Source organism: Methanofollis fontis, from assembly GCF_004297185.1.
Taxonomy (GTDB): Archaea; Halobacteriota; Methanomicrobia; order Methanomicrobiales; family Methanofollaceae; genus Methanofollis; species Methanofollis fontis.
The window spans coordinates 160,782-181,497 of the sequence record NZ_PGCL01000001.1 but is presented as its reverse complement, the minus strand read 5'-3'; the positions used below and the strand labels follow the sequence as shown (position 1 = coordinate 181,497).

Annotated in this window: 19 protein-coding genes and 1 tRNA gene; 13 read left to right on the top strand and 7 right to left on the bottom strand. The window is 61.3% G+C overall.

The window, feature by feature from the left end:
• Positions 1–181: 181 nt before the first annotated feature.
• Genes CUJ86_RS00835 through CUJ86_RS00825 form a run of 3 tightly spaced genes read right to left on the bottom strand, consistent with a single transcriptional unit; the run spans position 182 to position 1,601 of the window.
• On the bottom strand, positions 182–685 hold the full coding sequence (locus tag CUJ86_RS00835; RefSeq protein ID WP_130645672.1) for a ZPR1 zinc finger domain-containing protein: 504 nt from the start codon (positions 683–685) through the stop codon (positions 182–184).
• Positions 685–1,056 carry a cell division protein SepF gene (locus tag CUJ86_RS00830; protein WP_130645671.1) on the bottom strand — a complete coding sequence of 124 codons (372 nt, stop codon included), beginning with the start codon at positions 1,054–1,056 and terminating at the stop codon, positions 685–687. Before CUJ86_RS00830 ends, CUJ86_RS00835 begins: the two co-directional genes overlap by 1 nt.
• A gap of 47 nt (positions 1,057–1,103) precedes the next feature.
• Entirely contained in the window at positions 1,104–1,601 is a 498-nt protein-coding gene (locus CUJ86_RS00825) for an RNA-binding protein (protein WP_130645670.1), read from the bottom strand.
• 109 nt (positions 1,602–1,710) lie between these two features.
• Here CUJ86_RS00825 and CUJ86_RS00820 point away from each other — a divergent pair, with 109 nt between their 5' ends.
• The 3 genes from CUJ86_RS00820 to purF are packed head-to-tail and all read left to right on the top strand — an operon-like array spanning position 1,711 to position 3,562.
• On the top strand, positions 1,711–1,938 hold the full coding sequence (locus tag CUJ86_RS00820) for an LSM domain-containing protein (RefSeq protein WP_130645669.1): 228 nt from the start codon (positions 1,711–1,713) through the stop codon (positions 1,936–1,938).
• 15 nt (positions 1,939–1,953) lie between these two features.
• Positions 1,954–2,136: a 50S ribosomal protein L37e gene (locus CUJ86_RS00815; protein WP_130645668.1), complete on the top strand. Its 183-nt coding sequence runs from the start codon at positions 1,954–1,956 to the stop codon at positions 2,134–2,136.
• A 13-nt stretch (positions 2,137–2,149) separates the two neighbouring features.
• Positions 2,150–3,562: an amidophosphoribosyltransferase gene (purF, locus tag CUJ86_RS00810; protein WP_130645667.1), complete on the top strand. Its 1,413-nt coding sequence runs from the start codon at positions 2,150–2,152 to the stop codon at positions 3,560–3,562.
• Positions 3,563–3,878: 316 nt separating this feature from the next.
• On the opposite strand, the gene CUJ86_RS00805 is transcribed toward purF, so the two are convergent.
• A tRNA-Met gene (locus CUJ86_RS00805) sits at positions 3,879–3,953 on the bottom strand.
• A 90-nt stretch (positions 3,954–4,043) separates the two neighbouring features.
• Here CUJ86_RS00805 and trxA point away from each other — a divergent pair.
• Positions 4,044–4,445, top strand: a complete 402-nt coding sequence (trxA, locus tag CUJ86_RS00800) for a thioredoxin (protein ID WP_130645666.1) — start codon at positions 4,044–4,046, stop codon at positions 4,443–4,445.
• Positions 4,446–4,459: 14 nt separating this feature from the next.
• Here the strand turns inward: trxA and CUJ86_RS00795 are convergent, their stop codons facing one another.
• Positions 4,460–4,822, bottom strand: a complete 363-nt coding sequence (locus CUJ86_RS00795) for a 4a-hydroxytetrahydrobiopterin dehydratase (RefSeq protein WP_130645665.1) — start codon at positions 4,820–4,822, stop codon at positions 4,460–4,462.
• Positions 4,823–4,901: 79 nt separating this feature from the next.
• Here CUJ86_RS00795 and CUJ86_RS00790 point away from each other — a divergent pair, with 79 nt between their 5' ends.
• From CUJ86_RS00790 to CUJ86_RS00755, 8 genes are read left to right on the top strand one after another with little or no spacing between them, the layout of a single operon-like run.
• Positions 4,902–7,055 (top strand): DEAD/DEAH box helicase, encoded by a 2,154-nt coding sequence (locus tag CUJ86_RS00790; RefSeq protein ID WP_130645664.1) that lies wholly within the window; start codon positions 4,902–4,904, stop codon positions 7,053–7,055.
• A complete protein-coding gene (locus CUJ86_RS00785; protein ID WP_130645663.1) occupies positions 7,052–7,549 on the top strand; it encodes a hypothetical protein in 498 nt (165 codons plus the stop codon). The genes CUJ86_RS00790 and CUJ86_RS00785 overlap by 4 nt, the downstream gene beginning before the upstream one ends.
• Positions 7,550–7,566: 17 nt before the next feature.
• Positions 7,567–8,739 (top strand): ABC transporter substrate-binding protein, encoded by a 1,173-nt coding sequence (locus CUJ86_RS00780; protein ID WP_130645662.1) that lies wholly within the window; start codon positions 7,567–7,569, stop codon positions 8,737–8,739.
• Positions 8,736–9,608: a DUF4350 domain-containing protein gene (locus CUJ86_RS00775; RefSeq protein ID WP_165394714.1), complete on the top strand. Its 873-nt coding sequence runs from the start codon at positions 8,736–8,738 to the stop codon at positions 9,606–9,608. Before CUJ86_RS00780 ends, CUJ86_RS00775 begins: the two co-directional genes overlap by 4 nt.
• A 6-nt stretch (positions 9,609–9,614) precedes the next feature.
• Positions 9,615–10,583, top strand: a complete 969-nt coding sequence (locus CUJ86_RS00770; RefSeq protein ID WP_130645660.1) for an AAA family ATPase — start codon at positions 9,615–9,617, stop codon at positions 10,581–10,583.
• A 3-nt stretch (positions 10,584–10,586) separates the two neighbouring features.
• The gene (locus CUJ86_RS00765) at positions 10,587–11,876 is read left to right on the top strand and encodes a DUF58 domain-containing protein (RefSeq protein ID WP_130645659.1); all 1,290 of its coding nucleotides are present in this window, start codon (positions 10,587–10,589) and stop codon (positions 11,874–11,876) included.
• Positions 11,877–12,332, top strand: coding sequence for a hypothetical protein (locus CUJ86_RS00760; RefSeq protein WP_130645658.1), 456 nt, complete (start codon positions 11,877–11,879; stop codon positions 12,330–12,332).
• Positions 12,329–13,093, top strand: coding sequence for a hypothetical protein (locus tag CUJ86_RS00755; protein WP_130645657.1), 765 nt, complete (start codon positions 12,329–12,331; stop codon positions 13,091–13,093). The genes CUJ86_RS00760 and CUJ86_RS00755 overlap by 4 nt, the downstream gene beginning before the upstream one ends.
• Here the strand turns inward: CUJ86_RS00755 and CUJ86_RS00750 are convergent.
• Complete coding sequence (locus CUJ86_RS00750) at positions 13,074–14,054, bottom strand: DUF1616 domain-containing protein (RefSeq protein ID WP_130645656.1); 981 nt, start codon at positions 14,052–14,054, stop codon at positions 13,074–13,076. The genes CUJ86_RS00755 and CUJ86_RS00750 overlap by 20 nt on opposite strands.
• A gap of 15 nt (positions 14,055–14,069) precedes the next feature.
• Positions 14,070–15,248 carry a hypothetical protein gene (locus CUJ86_RS00745; RefSeq protein WP_130645655.1) on the bottom strand — a complete coding sequence of 393 codons (1,179 nt, stop codon included), beginning with the start codon at positions 15,246–15,248 and terminating at the stop codon, positions 14,070–14,072.
• A gap of 191 nt (positions 15,249–15,439) precedes the next feature.
• Here CUJ86_RS00745 and CUJ86_RS12315 point away from each other — a divergent pair, with 191 nt between their 5' ends.
• Complete coding sequence (locus CUJ86_RS12315) at positions 15,440–20,710, top strand: S8 family serine peptidase (protein WP_130645654.1); 5,271 nt, start codon at positions 15,440–15,442, stop codon at positions 20,708–20,710.
• The last annotated feature ends 6 nt before the right edge of the window (positions 20,711–20,716 follow it).

Sequence of the window (20,716 nt, the reverse complement as noted above, 5' to 3'; positions counted from 1 at the left end):
CCGGGATGAATGACCCACTTCACCGGGAGGGGCGGACCCCTCCCGGACCCATCCCCCATGCGATAGGGGGGAGTGGAAAAATTGTCAGTACGGGGTGAATCGCCCCCGGAAACGCCGGGTTTTGTGAATGGGTCTCCTGGGGCCGTGCGATATTCTCTCTGTAAAATAGGGAGGTGTGTGGTTATTCCCTGCCGTCCGCAGGGTTCTGGATGATGGCGGAGTTGCCGGCCGGGTCGTCGATGATCAGGGTGATCCTCTCCCGTCCTTCGCGGACGGCGGCGATTCTGTCCCTGATCGAACACGCCCGTTCCCTCTCCTCCCCTTCGGCAGTGCGGAGCGCCATCTGGAGGACGTCGTCGATGCGGTCAAGCACGCCCTCCACATTGGTGATGAAACCCTCGGATGCCGGTCCGGGCTTGATCTCGATGCCGAGTTCTGGTACGGTGATTGTGCCCGACGAACTCCGGATTACCCGGATGTCCAGATCCGCGACCCTCTCCACCACAATCTCGGAGTGGGAGGGCTGCCCCTCGCTCAGGATGAAGGTATCGCTCATCCGCCAGCCACAGGGGCAGCATGCGCTCTCAATGAGGATTTCAGAAAAATATGGGATATTTTCTGTCTGATAGATATATTCGATCTCCCGGTTACAGACCTGACAGGGCGCACGGAGGACAGTCCGCACTACACTCCTCCGATCTTTTCTCGCGAGATCTTCACCGACATCGGGGTGATGACCACGTAGTGCTGGTCGCCGAGGCCGATGATATCGCCGTTGACGTCGTGGGCCACCTGTCTGAGATCCTTGAGCACGCGTTCGTACATGATCTTGTCCAGTTTCAGGCGAGATATATCGACGATGACCACATTGCCGTTGTATACCTCGTCCTTCACCTTGGGGGTGTCCTTAATGTCCCCGATCTGGGCCACTTTCAGGTACATCGAGGCGGGTTCCTCGCCGGTGCTGCCCTCGTAGGAGGTGAGATCAAGTTCCATATACTCATTCTGATGGGCGGGAGTGGATCTGCCGATGATGGAATCGAGGAATTTACCCATAAAAAGAACTGTAGAATGGAATTTATTTAATGGTATCCAAACCGTCCTCAGAGTTCGATGTTCCAGAGGGCGTCGCCTACCCGATGCACGGTTTTTACCACCTTTCCCTTCTGCTGTCCGAGGAGATCCTCCGCGTCATAGAGGGCAATTCCGATGGCCAGTGGCTTGCCATGCCGTTCCTCAGCGATCACAACAGGGGCATCCTTTTTCACGTCGTCTGTGGCCCCGACAACGCCCGGACGCATGATGTCGGCGCCGTTCATGACGAATGGCACGGCACCCGAATCGACGGTCACCCTCCGTTCCGGAAACGGGCGTTCCACCGCACCCCGCACCGTCGGAAAGATCCATCCTTCATACTCCATCAGGAGCGGTCGTTTATCGATGAGGTAGAGGGTGAAGGGAGAGTTCGTCTCCACGACCTCCAGATTTTTTGTGCGGAAGAGCTCCTCTGCGGCTCCGATCTCCCCGGTGAGCGCCTGCCCGATTCGCGCCGCCGCCGACCGCTTGATCGTGTGCCGCTTTTTTACCGCAATGTCATCCATCTTCATCACATTTTGGGCGTATTTGCACTAAAATCGTTCGCCGCGGTATGTTTAAGTAGATTCCGTGCGCATGTATGGTACTCTTGAAGAGGAACGAAGGGTAATTGCCATGACGAAAAGACCACTGGAGATTCTTGACCAGGTACTCAACGGCCAGCCAGTAATCATTTCTCTGAAGGGCGGGCGTGAGATCCGCGGGGTCCTGCAGGGGTACGATGTGCACTTAAACCTCGTCCTCGACCGGGCCGAGGAGGAAATCGACGGCCAGGTCGAAAAACGCGGCACACTGATCGTGCGCGGGGACAATGTGATCTATATCTCGCCATCAGTCGAATAATTGAGGTGAACAGAGATGTCAAAAGGTACACCATCGATGGGTAAGCGGCAGAAACACACGCATATCACCTGCCGCCGGTGCGGGAAGGTATCCTTCCACGCCCGCCACAAAGTTTGTTCTGCCTGCGGGTTCGGGCGGAGCACGAAGATGAGCAGCTGGAAGTGGACAACGAAGCGCCCGAAGACGCCGACCCATTAAGGTTTGTTGGAACATGTGTGGGATCGTTGGCATCGTGGATGCTGGCGGTGTTTCTTTCCCGCTGTACTATGCCCTCTACGCTCTCCAGCACCGCGGGCAGGAGAGCGCGGGGATCTCTACTTTTGATCAGAGACCCTATGTCCATAAGGGGCGGGGACTTGTTGCAGAGGTCTTCGATGAGCAGATCCTTGGTCGGCTCAGGGGTACGGTCGGGATTGGGCATGTCAGATATCCCACGACGGGGGCAAATCTGCCCGAAAATATTCAGCCGTTCAATTTTGTTTTCAGGGAGCATACGCTGTCTCTGGCACATAACGGCAATCTGGTGAACACCGACGAACTGCGGACCTGCTATGAGCAGGACGGCCAGATCTTCTGCACCACCACCGACTCGGAAGTGATCGCCACGATCATCGCCCACGAGATCCGGCGCTCCGGTCTCGTGGAGGAGGCGGTGGCGGCGGCGATGCGCGAGCTGCAGGGCTCGTATTCGGTGGTGCTGACCCTGGACGACGCCCTCTACGCCTTCCGCGACCCTCTCGGGATCAAGCCCCTCTGCATCGGACGGACCAACACTGGATACATCGTGGCATCGGAGAGCGTGGCGATCGACGCCCTGAACGGCACCCTGCTCAGGGATGTCCGCCCAGGCGAGATGGTGAAGATCACGGAGAGCGGGATACGCTCGACGCAGATCGCTGATTCCGACCGGAAGGCGCACTGCATGTTTGAGTTCGTGTATTTTGCCCGTGCGGACTCGATCATCGACGGCACGCTGGTCTATGATGCCCGTCGCCGGATCGGCGAGGAACTCGCCCGCGGCGCCACTGCGGATGCGGACCTCGTGGCGCCGGTGCCTGATTCGGGGACGGCGTACGCGATCGGGTATTCCGGGGTCTCGGGGACGCCATACCTGGAGGGGCTGATGAAGAACCGGTATATGGGCCGGACCTTCATCATGCCCACCCAGGCGATGCGGGAGAGTGCGGTCAGGATCAAACTCAACCCGATCAGGAAACATCTTGAAGGGCAGTCGGTTGTGCTCGTCGATGATTCTGTGGTACGGGGAACAACCTCCCGGCGCCTCATCGACACCGTCAGGGATGCCGGCGCCAGGGAGGTGCACCTCAGGGTGGGGTCGCCGCCGATCATCGCCCCCTGTTACCTGGGCGTCGATTTCCCGACAAGGAGCGAACTGATCGCGAGCGCCCGTCAGACCGACGAGGTGCGCGACCTCATCCATGCCGATTCCCTCTACCATATCCCTCTCGAGAAGATGGTGGAGGCGATCGGGATCGAGATCGGGCACCTGTGTACGGCCTGTCTCACCGGTCAGTATCCGGTGGAGGTGCCCGGGGAGTGCTGCGACCATCGGTGCGTCGCCTTCAGGCGCGACAGTATCCAGACCCGCCTGGACCTGGACTGATGCACAGGCGCGTTGCCTTGCTCTTCTGAGGGGGGAGACCGCCCTCTCTTTTCTGTGTGATGGTGGCGGGACCGGTCCCTGGTTGGCGGGTTCTGCTGTGCCTCCATCCGCATCACGATAGCGGTGACGGGTCGCCTCGTTGATGTTTCTGTATTGGCGTCCGCCTCTGATGATGTGGGGTTCTCCCCGCCAGGGGAGAAAAAATTGAGATATAGATTTACTGCCCGTTTCGGTGCCTTCTGGCAGGGGCTCTCGATCGATCTGTTCTCTGCCCGGGGCAATTCTCACGGATGAAGGCGATCCAGAAAAGACTGAGTAGCGAGGGATGGATTTGAACCATCGATCTACGGGTTATGAGCCCGTCGGGATTTCCTGACTACCCCACCTCGCTTCGGAGTATATACATCTCTCATTCGTCATATTTATAGTTTGTCTCTATTCCTGCCGAGAGATAGATAATCCCGGGGGTTCACTTCAATCCATGGACGATGAGATCGCTTCTATCAGGAAAAAGAAACGTGAGGAGATGGAGGCCCGTCTCAATCTGATGGGCGCCGGGGTTCCCCCTCTCTCGGACCTGACCTTTGCGCGGGCGCTTGCAGAACACCCCCTGCTCGTTGTTGATTTCTGGGCGGAGTGGTGCGGTCCCTGCCGGCGTGTTGCACCCGAAGTCGAGGCCCTTGCTGTGGAATATGCTGGTCGGGTGGCCTTCTGCAAGGTGAACGTCGATGAGTGCCCGGAGACGGCGCGGACTTCCATGATATCGGTGATCCCCACCCTCGTCTTCTTCCAGAACGGTCGGCCCGTGGGGAGGGTCACCGGAGCACTGTCTCGAGAGGCGTTGCGGGCATCAATAACCCGTGCGTTCGGGCTCAATGACTAGGTCTGCCCGGTGGTTCAGGCGGTCTGGCTCGCCTTCATGATCCCGTTTTTTTGTATCAGGTTGTTGAGGCGGGCGGCGAGAATCAGGTCGGTCCTGGTGAGTCCACCGGAGGCGTGGGTATACCACGAGACCTCCACATGCCGGTAGTTGGAGAGACAGATGTCTGGATAGTGCTCTGCGCTCTCAGAACCGAGGGCAATGATCTCGTTGATGAATGCGATGGCCTCACTGACAGATTCGAAGGTGAACTGCCGGTTCAAACGGCCATTTTTAAAATCCCATCCCGGCACTTCGGGGAGGAGGTCCATGATCTCGCGGCGGGTGAGCGGCGCCGCCCCGGGGACGATCGGCTGCGCCACCTCCGAGGTCAGAGGCATGGCAATCCCTCAGAATCATCATATATATAGGTTTCGCACAATCTGAAGATAGTTATGTGAGGGCCTCGAACTTTGTTCTGTGAACAGCCTCTATGCATCGCTTCATCCGACGCTGCAGGGGGTGCTTGCCCACCGCCTGGGATGGGACGGTCTCCGACCCGTTCAGGAGGAGACGATCCGGGCGGCGGCGGAGGGCGGCGACCTGCTCGTGGTCGCCGGTACGGCCGGGGGGAAGACCGAGGCGGCCCTTATCCCTGTTCTTGACGCCATTCTGAAGGGCGGTCTTGCAGGGGTCTGCTGCATCTGCATATCGCCGCTGAAAGCCCTGATTAACGATCAGGAGGAGAGAATTTCGGCCATCTGTGTTCCGGCCGGCGTCACTGTTGGGAAATGGCACGGGGATGTGCCGAAGGGGGAGCGGACCTGGGGGGAGGGCGACCCCCCGCATATCCTGGTCACGACACCGGAGTCGCTGGAGGTGATCCTCCAGGACCACAGGCTGCGAGGTGATCTCGAGCGCCTCCGATATGTGGTGATCGATGAGGTGCACGCCTTTGCCGGCGATCAGCGGGGCGTGCAGATGCGCTGCCTCTGCGACCGTCTCGATATGATCGCCACCCGCCCCCTCCGGCGGATCGGGTTGTCGGCCACGATCGGCAACCCCGGGGAGGTGCTGGACTGGTTATCCGGCCCCGGACGGAAACGGCGGCTTGTTGCTGTTCCGCCGGTGCCGGGTAAAAAACGGTTCTCTTTCGCGGTGTCAGGAAGGGAGGGGCGGGCCCGCGCCGTCGCCAATCTTGTCCGGGGAAAACACGCCCTGGTGTTTGTGGGAAGCAGGAGCGATGCCGAGGGACTGTGCGCCTCCATGGACGGACTGGTCGAACACCTCACCGTCCACCATTCCTCGCTCTCGCCAGGGGTGCGGCAGGCGGCGGAGGAGTCCCTTGCCGGACCGGATCCGGCCTGCGTGATCTGCACGAGCACCCTCGAGCTCGGTATCGATATCGGCGGCCTCGATATTGTTGTCCAGGCCGGACCGCCGCCATCGGTCTCTTCGTTTCTCCAGCGCCTCGGACGGACCGGGCGGCGGGGGGGCCCGGCGATCATGGCATTCGTCCTTGACAACGACCTCGATCTCATGGTCGCCGTGGCCACCGTCGAGGCGGCGATGCAGCGGGAGGTTGAGCCACTCCGTCCGCCTTCTCTGCCATACACGGTGTTTGTCCAGCAGCTCCTCCTCTTCCTCATGGGACGGCGCCGGGTCGGGCGGCAGGTCCTGCTCTCCTCCCTCCTCTCCCTCTCCCCCTTCTCTGGTTTTCGCCGGGAGGACTGCGACGCCATTCTCGCCGCCCTGATTGAGGATGGGTATCTTGTGGAGGACGGGGGGTTTCTGATGCTCGGGCCCGCCGCAGAACGTGGTCCCGCCCGATCGGGTGGTCGGGACCTGCTCTCGATCTTTGCCGCCGGGGGGTCCTGGCGGGCCCTCACCCCGGACGGCGAGGAGGCGGGCAGCCTCGACGGGCGGTTTGTGGCCGGCGGCACGGGCACCGTCTGCACCCTCGGCGGGCGGCGATGGCGGATCATCTCCCTCGATCCCGCTCACCGGATTGCCACGGTGGTCGGTGAAGGGGGAAGGCGGCGTTCCTCAGACCGCCGTCCTTTCTGGTCGGGTTCGGGTGCTCCCATGAGCCGTTCTGTCGCCGGATCGGTCGGACGGATCCTTGCCGCCGGGTGTTCCCCCCTCCCTCTGGCCCCGCCCGAATCCGCGGCGATCCGCGGGATCGCAGAGGAGATCGGCCATCCTTTCGCCGGGGATGGATTCGTGGTCAGTGAGCGGCCCGAGGGGGTGTTCGTCCTCTCATGTCATGGGGGGCGGTTCAACCGGACCCTTGCCACTGTTCTCGGCACCGAACTGGGGGACGGCCCGCGCATCCGTTCCGGTGACCTCTGGCTGTTGATATCTGGGATTACCGGTCCCCATCCGGCACTGGAGGTCTGTGACGCCATCCGAAGGGTGAAGGGATGGACGCCCGCCCGGATCGCCGGTGTTCTTCCCCTCCTGGATGCTGAAGAATGGAAGTTCGGCACGCTTCTCCCCCCGCACCTTTTTTCGGGGATGATCAGGGCTGATGTTGACGGTGTTGATGATTTTGTGACCGTGCTGCAGGCGTGCGGGATCGCCGGACCGGGAGAAAATATATCTCTGCCGGGGCCTCAACCCATGAGTAAATGAACCCCCGCCTCTTCTCCCTCCTCCTCATCGCTCTGGTGTCCCTGGCGCTTCCTGTCATGGCCGCGCCCGAGCGGACGATCTCTGGTGTTTCTGGAGGTGGAGAGGAGGTGGTCGTCTCCATCGATACCGGTGACATCGACACCGGCGGAATCGTCGAGACCCTTCCTGAGGGGTTTGAGTTTGTCTCCACCACCCATCCGCCCGGTCGCCTCTCGGTCGAGGGTCGGCAGGTGTCGTTTGTGCTCATCGGAGATTCGGCCATCCACTACCGAATTCGTGCATCCGGCAAGGGGGGAGGGATGATCACAGGGGTCTGGGAGGACTTTATCTCCAGTGAGGGGGGGGCGATCGAACCGACCTGGGTATTCGTGAATGGAGAAGGAATGGTGACGGTGCCGTCGAAAGACACGACCGCCAGGGCCGCTGCCGGTCCGCTGCTTGTCCCATTGGCGGCCTGTGGGGTCGTTGCCCTGCTGCTGAGGAGGGATCGATAATAAGAGCGCTTTATCTTGTGATTCTGGTCTCTCTCTGCGCCGCACCGGTATGGGCGGCCATTCCATGTGATACCGACGGCAACAACCGTCTCTCCGAGGGGGAGTTTGTCTCGGCCGCCTTCGCCTATCTTGATATCACCTACCGGAACGGCAGTGGGGAGTGCCCTGACAGAAATGATCTCCGGGACGCCGCATATGTGCTGCGGTTCTGGGGCGGCGCCCCCCATACCTGCACCGACGGCATGGGGCAGAGCGTCGTGTTCGAGCGTCCTCCGGGTTCGGTGGTGGTCTTCTCATCCACTGTGCTGGATACGATGCGGGCGATCGGGGTTCCGATGGCCATGGTGTCCGGTGTGGCCGATCCGATCCTGATGGAGGTGTCCTATTTCCCCGGTGTGGCGAACTGCCCGGCGGTCGGTGACCTTGAAGGGCCTGATGAAGGTACGATCGCCTCTATCGCCCCTGATCTTGTCATCGTCCCTGCCGACGCCAGCGGCAATGCCGCTGCCGCCGCCGCAGCCGCATGCGGGGTCCCGGTCGTGCGGTTCTCCTGCACCTCTCCCGGCACCATCCGTGACGAAATCGATTCCCTCGGCCTCCTTTTCGTGCGCGAAAAGGGTGCCGATGACCTGATCGCATTTATCGATGCACAGGAGTCTGCCGTTGCAACATGCCTTGCCGGTCTGGGGGGGGAGGAGCGTGTACAGGTGTATGCCGAGGACGCCGCCGCCTATACCGCTGCCGGTGCGGGCACCCCCCTTGGTGACCTTGTGTCTGCCGCCGGGGGCGTTGTGGTGCCTGAGAACAGCGGGTGGTGCCCGGTCACCGACGGAGAGGTCGTTGCTGCCGCCCCCGGTGTGATGATCAAGATGGTCGGGCATGAACCCTGCCGGTTCGGCGGGTTTGGTGACCGGATCTCGCTGCGGTTTATCGAGGTCAGGAATGCGATCGGGCTCAGACCCGGATGGACGACCGTTCCGGCGGTCGACAGCGGGGCGGTCTACCTGATCCACTCCTCTGTCGTCGAGGGGCCTCAGTTCGGCATCGGTCTCCAGTATATTGCCCGCTGGCTGTACCCGGAGCGCTGCCGGTCCCTCGATCCTGCAGATCTCCAGGCCCGGTATTTCAGCGACTTCTGCGGTCTGGAGGGTGGGAGCGGTATGTATGTGTTCCCGGAGGCGGCGCAATGAGGCGAGAATCCGTGGCGGTCGCCGTCATCCTGCTCATCGTTGCCTGTTGCGCCGGCGTCCATCTCGCCACGACCTATGAGGATTACAGCCGCACGAATATCCAGTGGAACGGCACATCGGTGTTTTTTTCCCTTCTCGAGGAACGGGGGGCAGAGGAGGTCGTCGATCCCGCCGCTCTTGCCGGGTATGATGATGCGGTGCTGCTGGTCATCGCTCCCGAGGGACCACCGGGACCGGCCCGCATCAATGCCGTCCGTGATTTTCTCTCACGAAACACCACGGTCATCATCTGTGACGATACCGGGAGCGGCAATGCCCTGCTGGAGGGGCTCGATCTGCCCCTCTCCATCGGCGGGCTCAATCTCAGCTCGGTCGACACGGACTATGACACCCATACGGCCGTCAGGGGGTATCCGGTGGGCAACCACACCGCCACTGCAAATGTATCGGCGGTGCTGTTCAACCGTCCCGCCGCCGTGACGGGCGGTGAGACGCTGCTCCAGACGTCCCTCCTCTCATGGATCGACGAAAACGGGAACGGGCGGATCGACGGGGCCGAGGCGGTTGGTCGGTACCCGGTTGCCGTCACCGCCCTCTCGGGCGGCGGAGAGGTGATCGTGGTCGGCGATCCCGGCATCTTTCTCAATTCAATGAACGGGATCGGTGCCGACAACACCCGGTTTATCGAGAATATCCTCGATCTCCGCCCGGTCGTGCTCGTGGACACGGGCTGGAGCCGCACCGCCACCGACGGACCGCTGACTCTGGTCGTCAGGACGGTGAAGGGTTATCCGCTCCTCCAGGTGGTATGTGCGGGGCTCTGTATCGGTGCGGCAGCATATTATTTCAGAAAACGGATACACAGGTAGAAGGAAATGGTTGCGAACGAGTGTGATATTGATTTCATAGCAGATACCTACGAGGAGGTGGTCGAGACCACGCAGCGGTTTGTGGTCGGGAACAGACCCCTTATTGAACTGATCTTCATCGGTCTGCTCTCTGAAGGCGCAGTGCTCATTGAGGGTGTACCCGGCACGGCGAAGACCACCGTCTCGAAGATCATGGCAAAACTTCTCTCGTACTCGTTCAAACGGGTACAGGGTGCGGTGGACGTCCAGCCGGCAGACATCATCGGTGTGCGTATCTATGTGGCAGACGAGAGTCAGTTTGTCCTCCAGAAAGGCCCGATCTTCTCGAACTTTGTGCTTGTGGATGAGATCAACCGTCTGACCCCGAAGACCCAGTCGGCCCTGCTCGAGTCGATGAGTGAACATCAGGCAACAATCGATGGGAACACCTATCCCCTCCCCAAACCCTTCTTTGTGATCGCCACGCAGAACCCGTATGAGTTCGAGGGGACCTTCTCCCTGGTGGAGGCGCAGCGTGACCGCTTCATGTACAGCATACCGCTCACCCATCTCGGCGTCGAAGACGAACTCGAGATTATCAGGCGGGACAATGCCGGCGGTCTCAACTGGACGGACTACGAGGAATCCATACCGCCCCTTCTCACCAACGAGGACGTCGGGCAGATGATCACTGAGGTGCGGTCTATCCGCAGTGATGATGCGGTCATGCACTATATCGCCGATATCGTGGCCGCCACAAGGGAGCATGCCGATGTCCGCCTCGGCGCCAGTTCCCGCGCCTCCCTTGCCCTGTTGCGGGGTGCAAAGGTGCATGCCGCCATCGATCACCGCGACTATGTCATACCTGACGATGTCAAGTCGCTCGCCTCACCGGTGCTCCGTCACCGCATCCTCCTCGAGCGTGAGGCGATCCTGGGGCAGGTCTCGGTCGATACGGTGATCGCGGAGATCCTTGACAGTGTTGAGGTGTCCTGAACCGTGAGGCCCCGCCCGGCAGCAGAGGGGATCGCCGTCCTCGCCGTCTCCCTCGGCGTATATGCCCTGCTGTTTGACGATACTGCAGGTATGGCGGCTGCCGGCGTTCTCGCGCTTTTCCTGGTCTACCGTGCCGGATCCTTTTACCGGGAGTTTGCCCTTCTCCTGCCCACGGTGACGGTGAAAAGGACGACCGGAAAGCGGATTGCACGGCAGGGTTCGCGCATCCGGGTGGCGTCCGTGGTCGCCCATGATCCCGGAACCCCTCTTTCCGTGACGTTTGAGGATATCGCCCCTCCTGTTGCCATTGTGGAAAACGTCGATCCCCCCCGCCTTCAGGCGCCGGGTGAGACGGTGCTCCGGTCGGTGCTCCGCCTCATGGCGGCGGGCGATACCTCCTTTGGCGGTCTCGTCGTCCGGGCGCACGATCCCTTCTTCTCCGGGAGTCTCACTCTGCGGGGGGAGGGATTCTCGGCACCCTCTCTCAGGATCACGCCCGAGAGCATTCCGGTGGCGGGCGCAGGCAGGGGTGATGTTTCCGGTGAGATCGAGGGCGGCAAGAACAGGATCCTGCGGGGACAGGAGACGAGGGGCTACCGGGAGTATATCGTCGGCGATTCCCTCGAGATGGTGGACTGGAAACTCTCGGCGAAGTACGGGACGATGATCGTCAGGGAGGTCGAAGGGATAAGCGGCGGGAGACCATTTGTGATCGTCGACCTCCCCGACCGGCGCGATGCACCCGGGAAAGAGGAGTTCGCACGCTATTCCATGTCCGTGAATGGTGGGGTGGAGGGGACGTTCACCCGTTTCGGGGCGTGTCCACTCCTCATTGTCTCGGGCGCGGAGATCCTCTCCTACCTTCCGTCCGGGAGCGCGGAGAAGGAGATCCTGGATGCGCTCTCCGGGATCACGCCGACGGAGCGGGCGGTCCATCTCTACCGCTATCTCGATCCGGTGATTGCCCGCTCCCGGATCCGCGCCATCGAGCGGACCCCGGGGGAGGCACCGGAATACAGGCGGCGTCTTTCCGGCATCCTCTCGGCATATAGCGGGAATGCCCCGCCGCTTCCCTTCAGGGAGGGCGTGGGCCGGGCGATCCGCGCCTCAGGTGCGGCGACCGTCCTCCTCTACTCGACGTTCAGGGGTGACCCGAGTCATCTGGTCCAGATCGCCCTTGAGGCCCGGCGGCAGGGGATGGAGATGCAGGTCTATGCCCTGGGGGCGGAGGGTGCCGGGCGTGCGGCGCGGCTGCTCGCCCCCCACCAGATCGAAGCGGTGGAGGAGATCTAGATGGACGGGCGGATCTGGGCCGGTATCGCAGCTGTTCTTGGCATCGCCGCCGCATTGAGCGGTCCGGCATGGATCGCCGGTCTGGCCGGTGTTGCCGTTTTCGCCGCCGTTTTTCTGCTGTCTGCGGGGCGTGCGGACCGCTGGTTTCTGCTGCTGGCGGCAGGTGGACTCCTCGCCGTTGCCGCCGGTCTCTCCTCGCCGCTCTTCTCTCTGGCGATTCTCGTCGTTGTGCTCGGGGGGATGATCGATGGATGCGGGTTGTTCGGCAGACGGAGCGATTACTTCGGATTTCTTGCCTTCGCCGTGGCGGTCGCTTTCGGGATCGCTCCCCTTGCCATGATGCGGCATGTCTATCTTCCGTCGGTGCTTCTGCTCATCGGCGCTGCCGCCCTCGGCGGGGCGGTGCTCGTGCTCTGGTACAGGCTTGCCTGGACCTCACAACGGGGTGAACCATGAAACTCTCGGGAACCAATGATACTACACGTGCAGCGCTCCTCCTCCTCGGTGCGGCGGCGGCGGCGCTGATCCTTGCCGCTCTCACCGGCAGGGGGGATCTGACCTCTGCGACCCTTGTCCTTGCCGGTTTCGGCTCGTTTATCGCCGGTGTCTTCCTGCTCACCCTCTCCAAGGACGAACCGATGGACCCGGAGATCGCCGCCCTCCTCCCGGTCGGCGGAACCGTGGATGTGGCCACCCTCATCGCCGACCTGGGGGTGCAGGGCGATGCACAGTTTCTGCCCCCGCGGGAGGACGGCAGTGCCATGCAGGTGATCCCGGTCAGCGGGCGGGTGCCGACCGATATCCCGGAGGGCACCTCCTATATCACCGGGATTGAGGGGGATGCGGTTGTGATCCGGCCCCTTTGCGCCCCTCTCCTCTCTTATCTGAAGAACTACTGTTCATTTGAGGTGCCGTCCGACCCCGACCGCCTCTGCGAGGCGATCGCTGAGGTCTGTGCCGATGCACTGGAGATTGCGGACTCGGTCGCCGCCTCATTTGATGGCGAGAACCTGGTCGTGGACCTGAAGGGCTTCTCCCTCGGTGCCGGGTGTGCGGCGGTGCGGGCGGCGTCGCCGCGGTGCTGCACGATGGTCGGGTGCCCGGTATGCAGTCTTGTCGCCTGTATTATGGCAGAAGGGACCGGTCGCCCCGCACGCATTGCCTCGGCATCGCCTGCGGGCAGCGACCTTCACATTATTATTGAACCGGCGGCCTGACCCTGATCCAGAGGTGCAGGTCCCGGTAACTGGCGTTGACCCGGTCTGTGCCCCAGATGGCGTCGGCGGGCACGGTTTCGTTGAAGAGGAGGAACTGGAGCCTGTTCATGTCCGTCCGGTCGACGCTGAACGCATATGGTTCTTCGACCGTTTCGTTGTGCGGGATCTCAAGTGAAAACCGTCCGATACGCTCCATTTCATGCACCGTGCTGGTGTTTGTCGCCGTATCGAAGGTCTGGTTTGTGAGCAGCACCTCGACGGTGTAGGTCACGTTCCTGTACTCGTGGTTGCCCACGCCGATGATCAGGGACTGATTCGTCCCTGCAAAAAAGTCGGTCGGATAGTCTGCGGCCTTCCCACCGTCACCAAGAATGTAGAACTCGGTGAAGTGTTCGCCCTCCTTGGGGACGACGATCACATACACCGTCGTCGCCACGGCGGCGATGATGGCCAGGACGAGTATGGCCGAGAGCGCCCGGTCGAGGCGAGAGGCCTCTTCCGGGAAGAGTTCTTCACGCGCCTCTATCGCCATGGAGGCAAAGGGAACGACAAAGCGTTGTTCGGGTGGCAGCACCATTCTCCGCCAGTGCGCCACGGCGATCATCGCAAAGGTGAAGATCACCAGGGATGTCAGGATCGGATCGAGGCGGATGCCCCAGGGCGTGTAGTTGAGCGCCAGTCCGATGAGGGGGACGACGGCGATCGAGAGCCCGAAGGAGAGGGCGACCCGTTCGATACCGTCGAGATCGTCCTTTGCGGGAAAAAGTGCGGCGATGAGTGCATAGCCCGGGATGAAGAGGACCATGGGGAGGCCGAAGACCACCCGCAGCACGCTCTCGTTGAGCACCGGGAGATAGATGCAGAGGACGGTCGCCACCGTCCAGAGGGCGATGGCGAGGAGGTCCTTCTGGACCGCCCCGGGTTCAAGGGCCTCAACAATTGCGGGCTTTTCTTCACTCATATCGGTTCACCGGATTTATCGCCTGCCCACGATGATGGCGGCGGCCGCTCCAAGGGCACCCAGGGTGCAGATGAGCGGGAGGGGGGACTGTGCCGGTGTGGTGGTCGGTTCGGCGGTCGGTGCAGCTGTCGTCTCAATAATGGTGACGGTCTCTGCCGGTTCTCCTGCCGCCGGAGCGGTGGTCACCACCACGGGTGGGGTGGCGAGGGCAAACTCTCCGCCCTCATCGATCTCGGCGGAGATGACGTCGCCCTCTATCCTGCTCTGCAGGGGGTTCCAGGCCTGACCGTTCCAGGCGAGCAGGGTGTAGGCGGTCGAGGTGTCGTCCCCGACACCGTCCATGCTGATGGAGATGGTCGCCGACGGGTTAAAGGTTACGCCGTCGGGCAGGATCGCATAGGGGCCCTTCACGGCTGTCCAGCCTTCGGGAACGGCGCGGTTGCTGACCCATATCGAGAGATCGCCACTCTCTGCACCCTCGAGAGCGCCGCTCTCAAAGGACAGGGCACACCCACTGTCCGGGGAGGTGACGGTGACACTCTCCGGTTCGGGTTCGGTGGTGGTCACCGGGTCATCCCCTCCCCCTCCGCTGGAGGAGGGTGCGGTGGTCGTCGGTGTGGTCGGGACGAGGACACCGTCCACATAGACCTTCACATCGGCGCTGCCGCCGGTAAACCCGTTCACCGAGAAGGTGACCACGGAGTCATCGGGCCCGATCTTCTTTCCGGAGAGATCGACCGATGCCACCACTGGCGTGCTGGCGGCGAGTCCGACGCCCTCGAGGGTGATGTAGGAGATGAGGCCCTGCGGGATGTCGCCCATCTGGTTCATGTCCACGACGCCGTTTTCGCCGTCACCGAAGATGGTGATGGCTCGCCCACCCATGCGGGCAGTGAGGTTTGCGGCCTTGACGTTCTCTGCATGGATGGAAACGCGGCCGTCATCGAGCGCAAACGGCATCTGGAGGTTGTTGGTGCTCAGTTGGAACCGTCCGTCTCCGTCGAGGGGGATCGACGCCGAGACGCGTATCATAAAGGTACTGTTGTCTGCGAGGTCGTGCACCGTGATGGTGATAGGGGTGTCCTCCGTGATCGTGGAGGGTGACATGGTGACGGTTGCGGCAGAAAGGGGGGCAATCAGAAGAATCAGCCCGATAATCACTGCCAGCAGCCGGGGGGTGCTGGGCTGTACCATAGCAGAATATCAGGCTGGAAACTATATCTCCTTTGTGTCCTTGCTCTTTATTGCCCTCTGCTCCGATTCCCGGTCTGGAGTGCGGAGATGGCCCATAATATATAATAGTTTTTATTTAATTTTATGAGGAATATTCGGAATCTATAAATCATAAGGGTTTCTTCTCTTCTATAACCCCGGAGGTGGTATCTATGACGCGCGTTTGTACGCGGAGTTTTCTGACTGTTTTCATACTGCTGGTTCTGGTTGGCAGTGTCGCTGCCGGAGCCCCTGACGGTTCTGTTGTCGGAACAGATGACACGATGCCGTATATTGTGGTGCTCACAGACCAGCCGGACCGAGGAACGACGTATTCGATGATGAAGGCACAGGCGGCTGCCACGCAGGCGTCCGTGCTCTCATCCATCAGTGCAATCGACAGTGACGCCGCACAGTCGGCGGAACAGTTCTGGATCGTGAATGCGCTCCGTGTCGAGGCCGATAAGTCGACCATCGAGAGGATTGCCCTCCTGCCCGGTGTCGACCATGTGGAGCCCGATATGCGGGTGCAGGTGGACGACCCAGTATTTGAGGTCTCTGACACCGTCGATGCCCAGTACATGCGGAGCGGCGATGAGTTCATGCTGCCCTGGCATCTCGACTGGATCGAGACCCCGGCCGTCTGGGACGCCGGGAACATGGGCGAAGGTGTTCGGATCTCTGTGGTGGACACCGGTATCGACGGGACGCACCCGGCCTTCGGCGAGCGTGTCGTCGGCTTTGCCGACTTTGTGAACGGGGACAACACCTCGGCCTATGACGACAACGGCCACGGCACCCACTGTGCCGGCACGGCGGCCGGCGGCGAAGTGATGGTTTCGACCTATGATGGCATTCAGGCCCTCATACTGGGTACCGCACCCGAAGCCGAACTGATCGGTGCCAAGGTGCTGAACTCGGCAGGTTCAGGCTTGACCTCCGACATCATCAAGGGCATCGAATGGTCGGTCGAGAACGATGCCGACGTGATCTCCCTCAGTGTGGGAAGCTATGCGTGGGACGCAAACAAACAGGAGTACTTCTCTCTTGCGGCCGGTGAAACGCTCAACCTGACGCTTGAGGTGGGTGGAAATATCGCCTCGAACGGAGGACTCCTGGAACCCCAGTTTGTCGTCGGCGGCTACGCCCTCCAGCAGGAGTATGGTTATAATGACGCCGAACCCGCCAACCTCTCGATGACCCTCTATGCCCCCAACAATGTAACTGCGACCGGCGGCTACATCGACTGGAACGGCTTTGACCAGTCGTCGGATGTGGTGAAGTTCAAGGCGCCGTATGCCAGCAACAGCGGAAACTGGAACGGTGTCTGGCTCCTGCAGGTCACCAACAACGGAAACGAGTCGGTGATGTTCGAAGGAGCGGCTATCGCAGAGGCACGCCAGTCCGACGGCAACACCGCATATGACCTGACGCTAAACAACCTCGCCGACCTCGGCGTGGTGGCGGTCGTTGCGGCCGGCAATAACGGCGACGTCGGCACCGGCACCATCGGCACGCCGGGAACGGCCGAGGACGTGATCACCGTCGGCGCTACCGACTACTGCATGGACTACCGGGCAAGTTTCAGCTCTATCGGGCCGGTGAACCGGACGAACCCCTACATCAAGCCCGACCTGATGGCGCCTGGTGTGGGCATCCTCTCCGCCTATCCGAACGGCCAGTACGCCGTCATGGACGGCACCTCGATGGCAACGCCGGGTGTGGCCGGCACCGTCGCCCTGATGCTCGCCGGCAACGACACCCTCACGCCGGCACAGGTGAAGCAGACTCTGATGCAGACGGCCGTCCACATCAAGGAGGACGGTACGGCGATGGCGACCTATGAGGAGAACAACCTCTACGGTGCAGGCCGGATCAGTTCCTATCTGGCGGTCGAGGCGACCGACGGTCTGCACGGCACACTGCCCTCGCCCTATCTCACCGAGCTCTTCGGCGGTCCCTCATATGATGCTGACACCGACCCGAACACCGTGACAATGCTCGGCGTCTGCTGGAACGCAACAGCCGGCGCTCCGATTGAAGGAGAAACGGTGGAATTCAAGGTCTACTATAACTACTATAACCCGGTTTTCATCAACGCATCGGGCGTGACCGATGCCGATGGCAGGGCAACGGCCACCATCGACATCACCAGCTTCCCGGTGAACGCCTATTTCTATACCGAGGCGACCTGGCAGGGCCGCACCCTGAGTTCGCAGAAACTCAAGCCCTCTTCTGAGGGTGGAGGAAATGGCTACATCTATGTGCCGTTCTTTGAGTCGCAGTCGTTCATCGCCCCGCCGGACGGCGCCATCACAATGCGCTACCCGCTCCTTGACGTCGATGGATCGGCCTACTCCGATACGGTGCAGCTGAAGGTGGCGAATTCTACGACCACGTTCTTTGATGAGACCCTGACGCCGGTGAACGGCGTGGTCGAAGCAACGGTCGACTTTTCGAAATTCAATATAAATGTATATGGCTCGGATCTCAGCGTCACGATCGATGGTCGCAGGGCCGGGTCCGTGGCATTTGCCTATGAAGTCTGGTATGAAGGCATGTCCTCGCCCAAACAGGCGATCTGCCCTGCCGGCAGCACGATTGACATCGCCCTGCAGGTGGCAGAACCTCATGGCATTGGTGGGACGATCACTTCCAAGGACTATGCGGTGTACGTGACCGCCTTCACCGAGACAGAGATCCTCTCCCTGCCGGCAGAGGTCGGCGGAGCGCTCGCCGCCGGCATGCCGGTGGACGATGCCGCCCTGGTCGAGGCGACCGGCGGCATGGAGCCTGAGGAGATTGTCGGGACGGTGCAGGTGAGAAACGGCATCGGTGTCTATCAGTTCACGATGCCCGAGGACTGCTATGTGGCGGTCGTCAAGTTTGTTGACCCCGATGAGGAGTTTTACGGCAGCTATGACTCGTATATGGTCTCGGTTGTCTATGGCTCGATGTCGCCGTGGACCCTTCACCGGGTGACACCCACGGTGCCGGAAAGCGTCGAAGGGCTCGACAGCACCTACCTCGTCATCATGGACTATGAATGGGCTGCGACCTGGAGTCAGGGCGACTACCACTCGGTGCCAGCGGACACGGCCAGCCTCACCGCCTCGGTGATCACCGTGAACGGCACCACCGGCGAGGTGACCGATGATGCCGGAAAGACGGTTCGACTCTACACCGCTGACGGTGTGCAGACGAACACCACCGCTGCCGACGGCACCTGCACCTTCACGCTGAACGTGTCCGGGAAGGCATCCGAGGACGTGATCCTGATCACCGACGGCATCAGCTCCTCTGCCTGGGTTCTGGATTATATCCAGGGCTATCCTGTTAGGTTCAGCCGGATTGACCCCGGCATCATCACCGGATACCAGCAGACGGCGGCCGCCCTCAGGTGCCTCGAACCCGCCACCGAAAGCCGGTGGATGGAGGTCGACTATCAGGGCAGCGGTTCGTACATGGTCTCACTCTACTCCTACGGGCCGGATGACACGCCGATAGTCGAGCGCGGGGTGTTTACTGCAAGCCCGTACTTCAACTGGAAGACGCTCGGGACGGAATTTGCCGACACCCTTGCCTTTACCGGTACATGGGCGAAGAACGTCACCCCCTCACAGAACGGCACCTATGAGGCACATGCTTCGGTTCTGCAGCCAGATGGCTCGTTAATGGGTGTAGGTGTCTCTTTCTTTGATGTGCCCGGCGCCTGTGTCTCCTACACAGTGAAGCCTGATGTGCTCGTCGGGGAAACGGTGCCGGTGACCTTCACCGTCGCCGACAGTGACGGCAACCCGATCAGCAACGCGAAGGTCGGGTTCTTCCTTGGCGCTGCCGCAATGGATGCCTCGAGCACCTATAATGACGATGTGCGCCCGCTGAACATTGATCACCTGGCCATGGAGTATCCTGACCCCTACTCCGAGGTGCTGACCGGATACACCGATTCCAGTGGTCGGGCGACGCTGACCATCCATGCCCCCTCTGCGGCACTGAGAGAAGAGCGCATTATGCTCGGATTCTCTGACAATGTGCCCTACAAGGTGGTCTGCTATGACGGTGACGAGATCGTCAAATCCAATTCCTGGTATTATGACGGCACCTTCCGTCTTGCAACTGCTGCCCTCCCCGACTTCGTGCCATCGGTCAGCGCTCCCCACGTGGTGAAGCTGAACCGGGACGACTCGGTGAAGGTGAACGACCTCTATCTCTACATCACCAACCAGGGCACCGCCGACTTCATCTATACCGATGAGGAGATCGTGGTCCGGGCGGCGATCGGAGACAAGGACCAGTCCACCACCTATAACGGCAACATTCCGATGGGTGAGACGAAACAGGCCCTGCATACCAATGTCGAGGCCTATGCCTCCGACTATGGCATCAACACCAGCGATTATCACCTGCCGGTGGATGCGAAGGTGAACGTCACCGTCAACCCTGACCGCACGATCGATGAGATCTGTTATGCAAACAACAACATCGTCTACCCGGTGCGGATCACCGCCCCCGACCTGGCGGCGGAGATCATTGTGCCCCCGACGGTGGTCCAGAGCGGCACCGCCACGCCAATCGCCCTCGTGGTCACCAACCAGGGTGAGGTGGCGGCCGTTGCCACGACGATGGACTACCTGATCACCGGACAGGCGGTCGAGGAGATCGCCGTCCCGGCGCTCGGCGTCGGCGAGTCCTATACGGTCTGGCGGAACAAGACCCTCCTCGCCGACCCAGGAACCTACACCCTCGCCCTCGAGGTGAACCCGGACGGCGTCACCGACTACGAGACCACGTTTGCGAACAACCGGGTGACCAAAACGGTTCACTGCTACCTGCACCCGACCACCTCCATCGAACTTCCGACAGACCTGGTGCTCGTGCCCGGCACGACCTATGACCTGCCGATCGTGGTAGGGGGTGCGGAGAATCTCGCAACGTTCGCGATGACCTTCACCTTCGATCCCTCGGCGGTCACGGTGACCGGTGTATCTGCCGGTGATGTCGGTGCGCTTACCGTCAACCTGAATCATGTCGACGAGGGCTATGTCATCTTTGGCAACTGTCAGGCGGAGAGCTTCAGCGGCAACCTGACCGTGGCGACCGTCCACATCTCGGTGATTGGTTCGGGCGGCGATGAGACGGCGCTCGGTCTGGTGGATGTCGAGTTATTTGACGCCGACGAGTACCAGATCCCGGTCGAAGTGACGGACGGCAGCGCCGTCCTCCTCCTGTATGGCGATGCGAACGGCGATGGTTCGGTGAACCAGGCTGATACTCTCCGGGTGCTCCGCGAGGTTGTCGGGCTGGAGTCGAAGCCGACCGTCGGAACGACCTCCTTCCTCCAGACGGATGTCCACGAGAACCGTGCGATCGAGGTCGGCGATGCGATGTTCATCGCCCAGAAGAATGTGGGCCTGAGGGATCCCTACTTCAGGATCGTGTGAGGTGAT

Coding starts and splice junctions, on each gene's coding strand:
- CUJ86_RS00830 (WP_130645671.1), bottom strand. CDS start 1,056: ATGGGTAAATTCCTCGATTCCATCATCGGCAGATCCACTCCCGCCCAT.
- CUJ86_RS00825 (WP_130645670.1), bottom strand. CDS start 1,601: ATGGATGACATTGCGGTAAAAAAGCGGCACACGATCAAGCGGTCGGCG.
- CUJ86_RS00820 (WP_130645669.1), top strand. CDS start 1,711: ATGACGAAAAGACCACTGGAGATTCTTGACCAGGTACTCAACGGCCAG.
- CUJ86_RS00815 (WP_130645668.1), top strand. CDS start 1,954: ATGTCAAAAGGTACACCATCGATGGGTAAGCGGCAGAAACACACGCAT.
- purF (WP_130645667.1), top strand. CDS start 2,150: ATGTGTGGGATCGTTGGCATCGTGGATGCTGGCGGTGTTTCTTTCCCG.
- trxA (WP_130645666.1), top strand. CDS start 4,044: ATGGACGATGAGATCGCTTCTATCAGGAAAAAGAAACGTGAGGAGATG.
- CUJ86_RS00795 (WP_130645665.1), bottom strand. CDS start 4,822: ATGCCTCTGACCTCGGAGGTGGCGCAGCCGATCGTCCCCGGGGCGGCG.
- CUJ86_RS00785 (WP_130645663.1), top strand. CDS start 7,052: ATGAACCCCCGCCTCTTCTCCCTCCTCCTCATCGCTCTGGTGTCCCTG.
- CUJ86_RS00775 (WP_165394714.1), top strand. CDS start 8,736: ATGAGGCGAGAATCCGTGGCGGTCGCCGTCATCCTGCTCATCGTTGCC.
- CUJ86_RS00770 (WP_130645660.1), top strand. CDS start 9,615: ATGGTTGCGAACGAGTGTGATATTGATTTCATAGCAGATACCTACGAG.
- CUJ86_RS00760 (WP_130645658.1), top strand. CDS start 11,877: ATGGACGGGCGGATCTGGGCCGGTATCGCAGCTGTTCTTGGCATCGCC.
- CUJ86_RS00755 (WP_130645657.1), top strand. CDS start 12,329: ATGAAACTCTCGGGAACCAATGATACTACACGTGCAGCGCTCCTCCTC.
- CUJ86_RS00750 (WP_130645656.1), bottom strand. CDS start 14,054: ATGAGTGAAGAAAAGCCCGCAATTGTTGAGGCCCTTGAACCCGGGGCG.
- CUJ86_RS00745 (WP_130645655.1), bottom strand. CDS start 15,248: ATGGTACAGCCCAGCACCCCCCGGCTGCTGGCAGTGATTATCGGGCTG.
- CUJ86_RS12315 (WP_130645654.1), top strand. CDS start 15,440: ATGACGCGCGTTTGTACGCGGAGTTTTCTGACTGTTTTCATACTGCTG.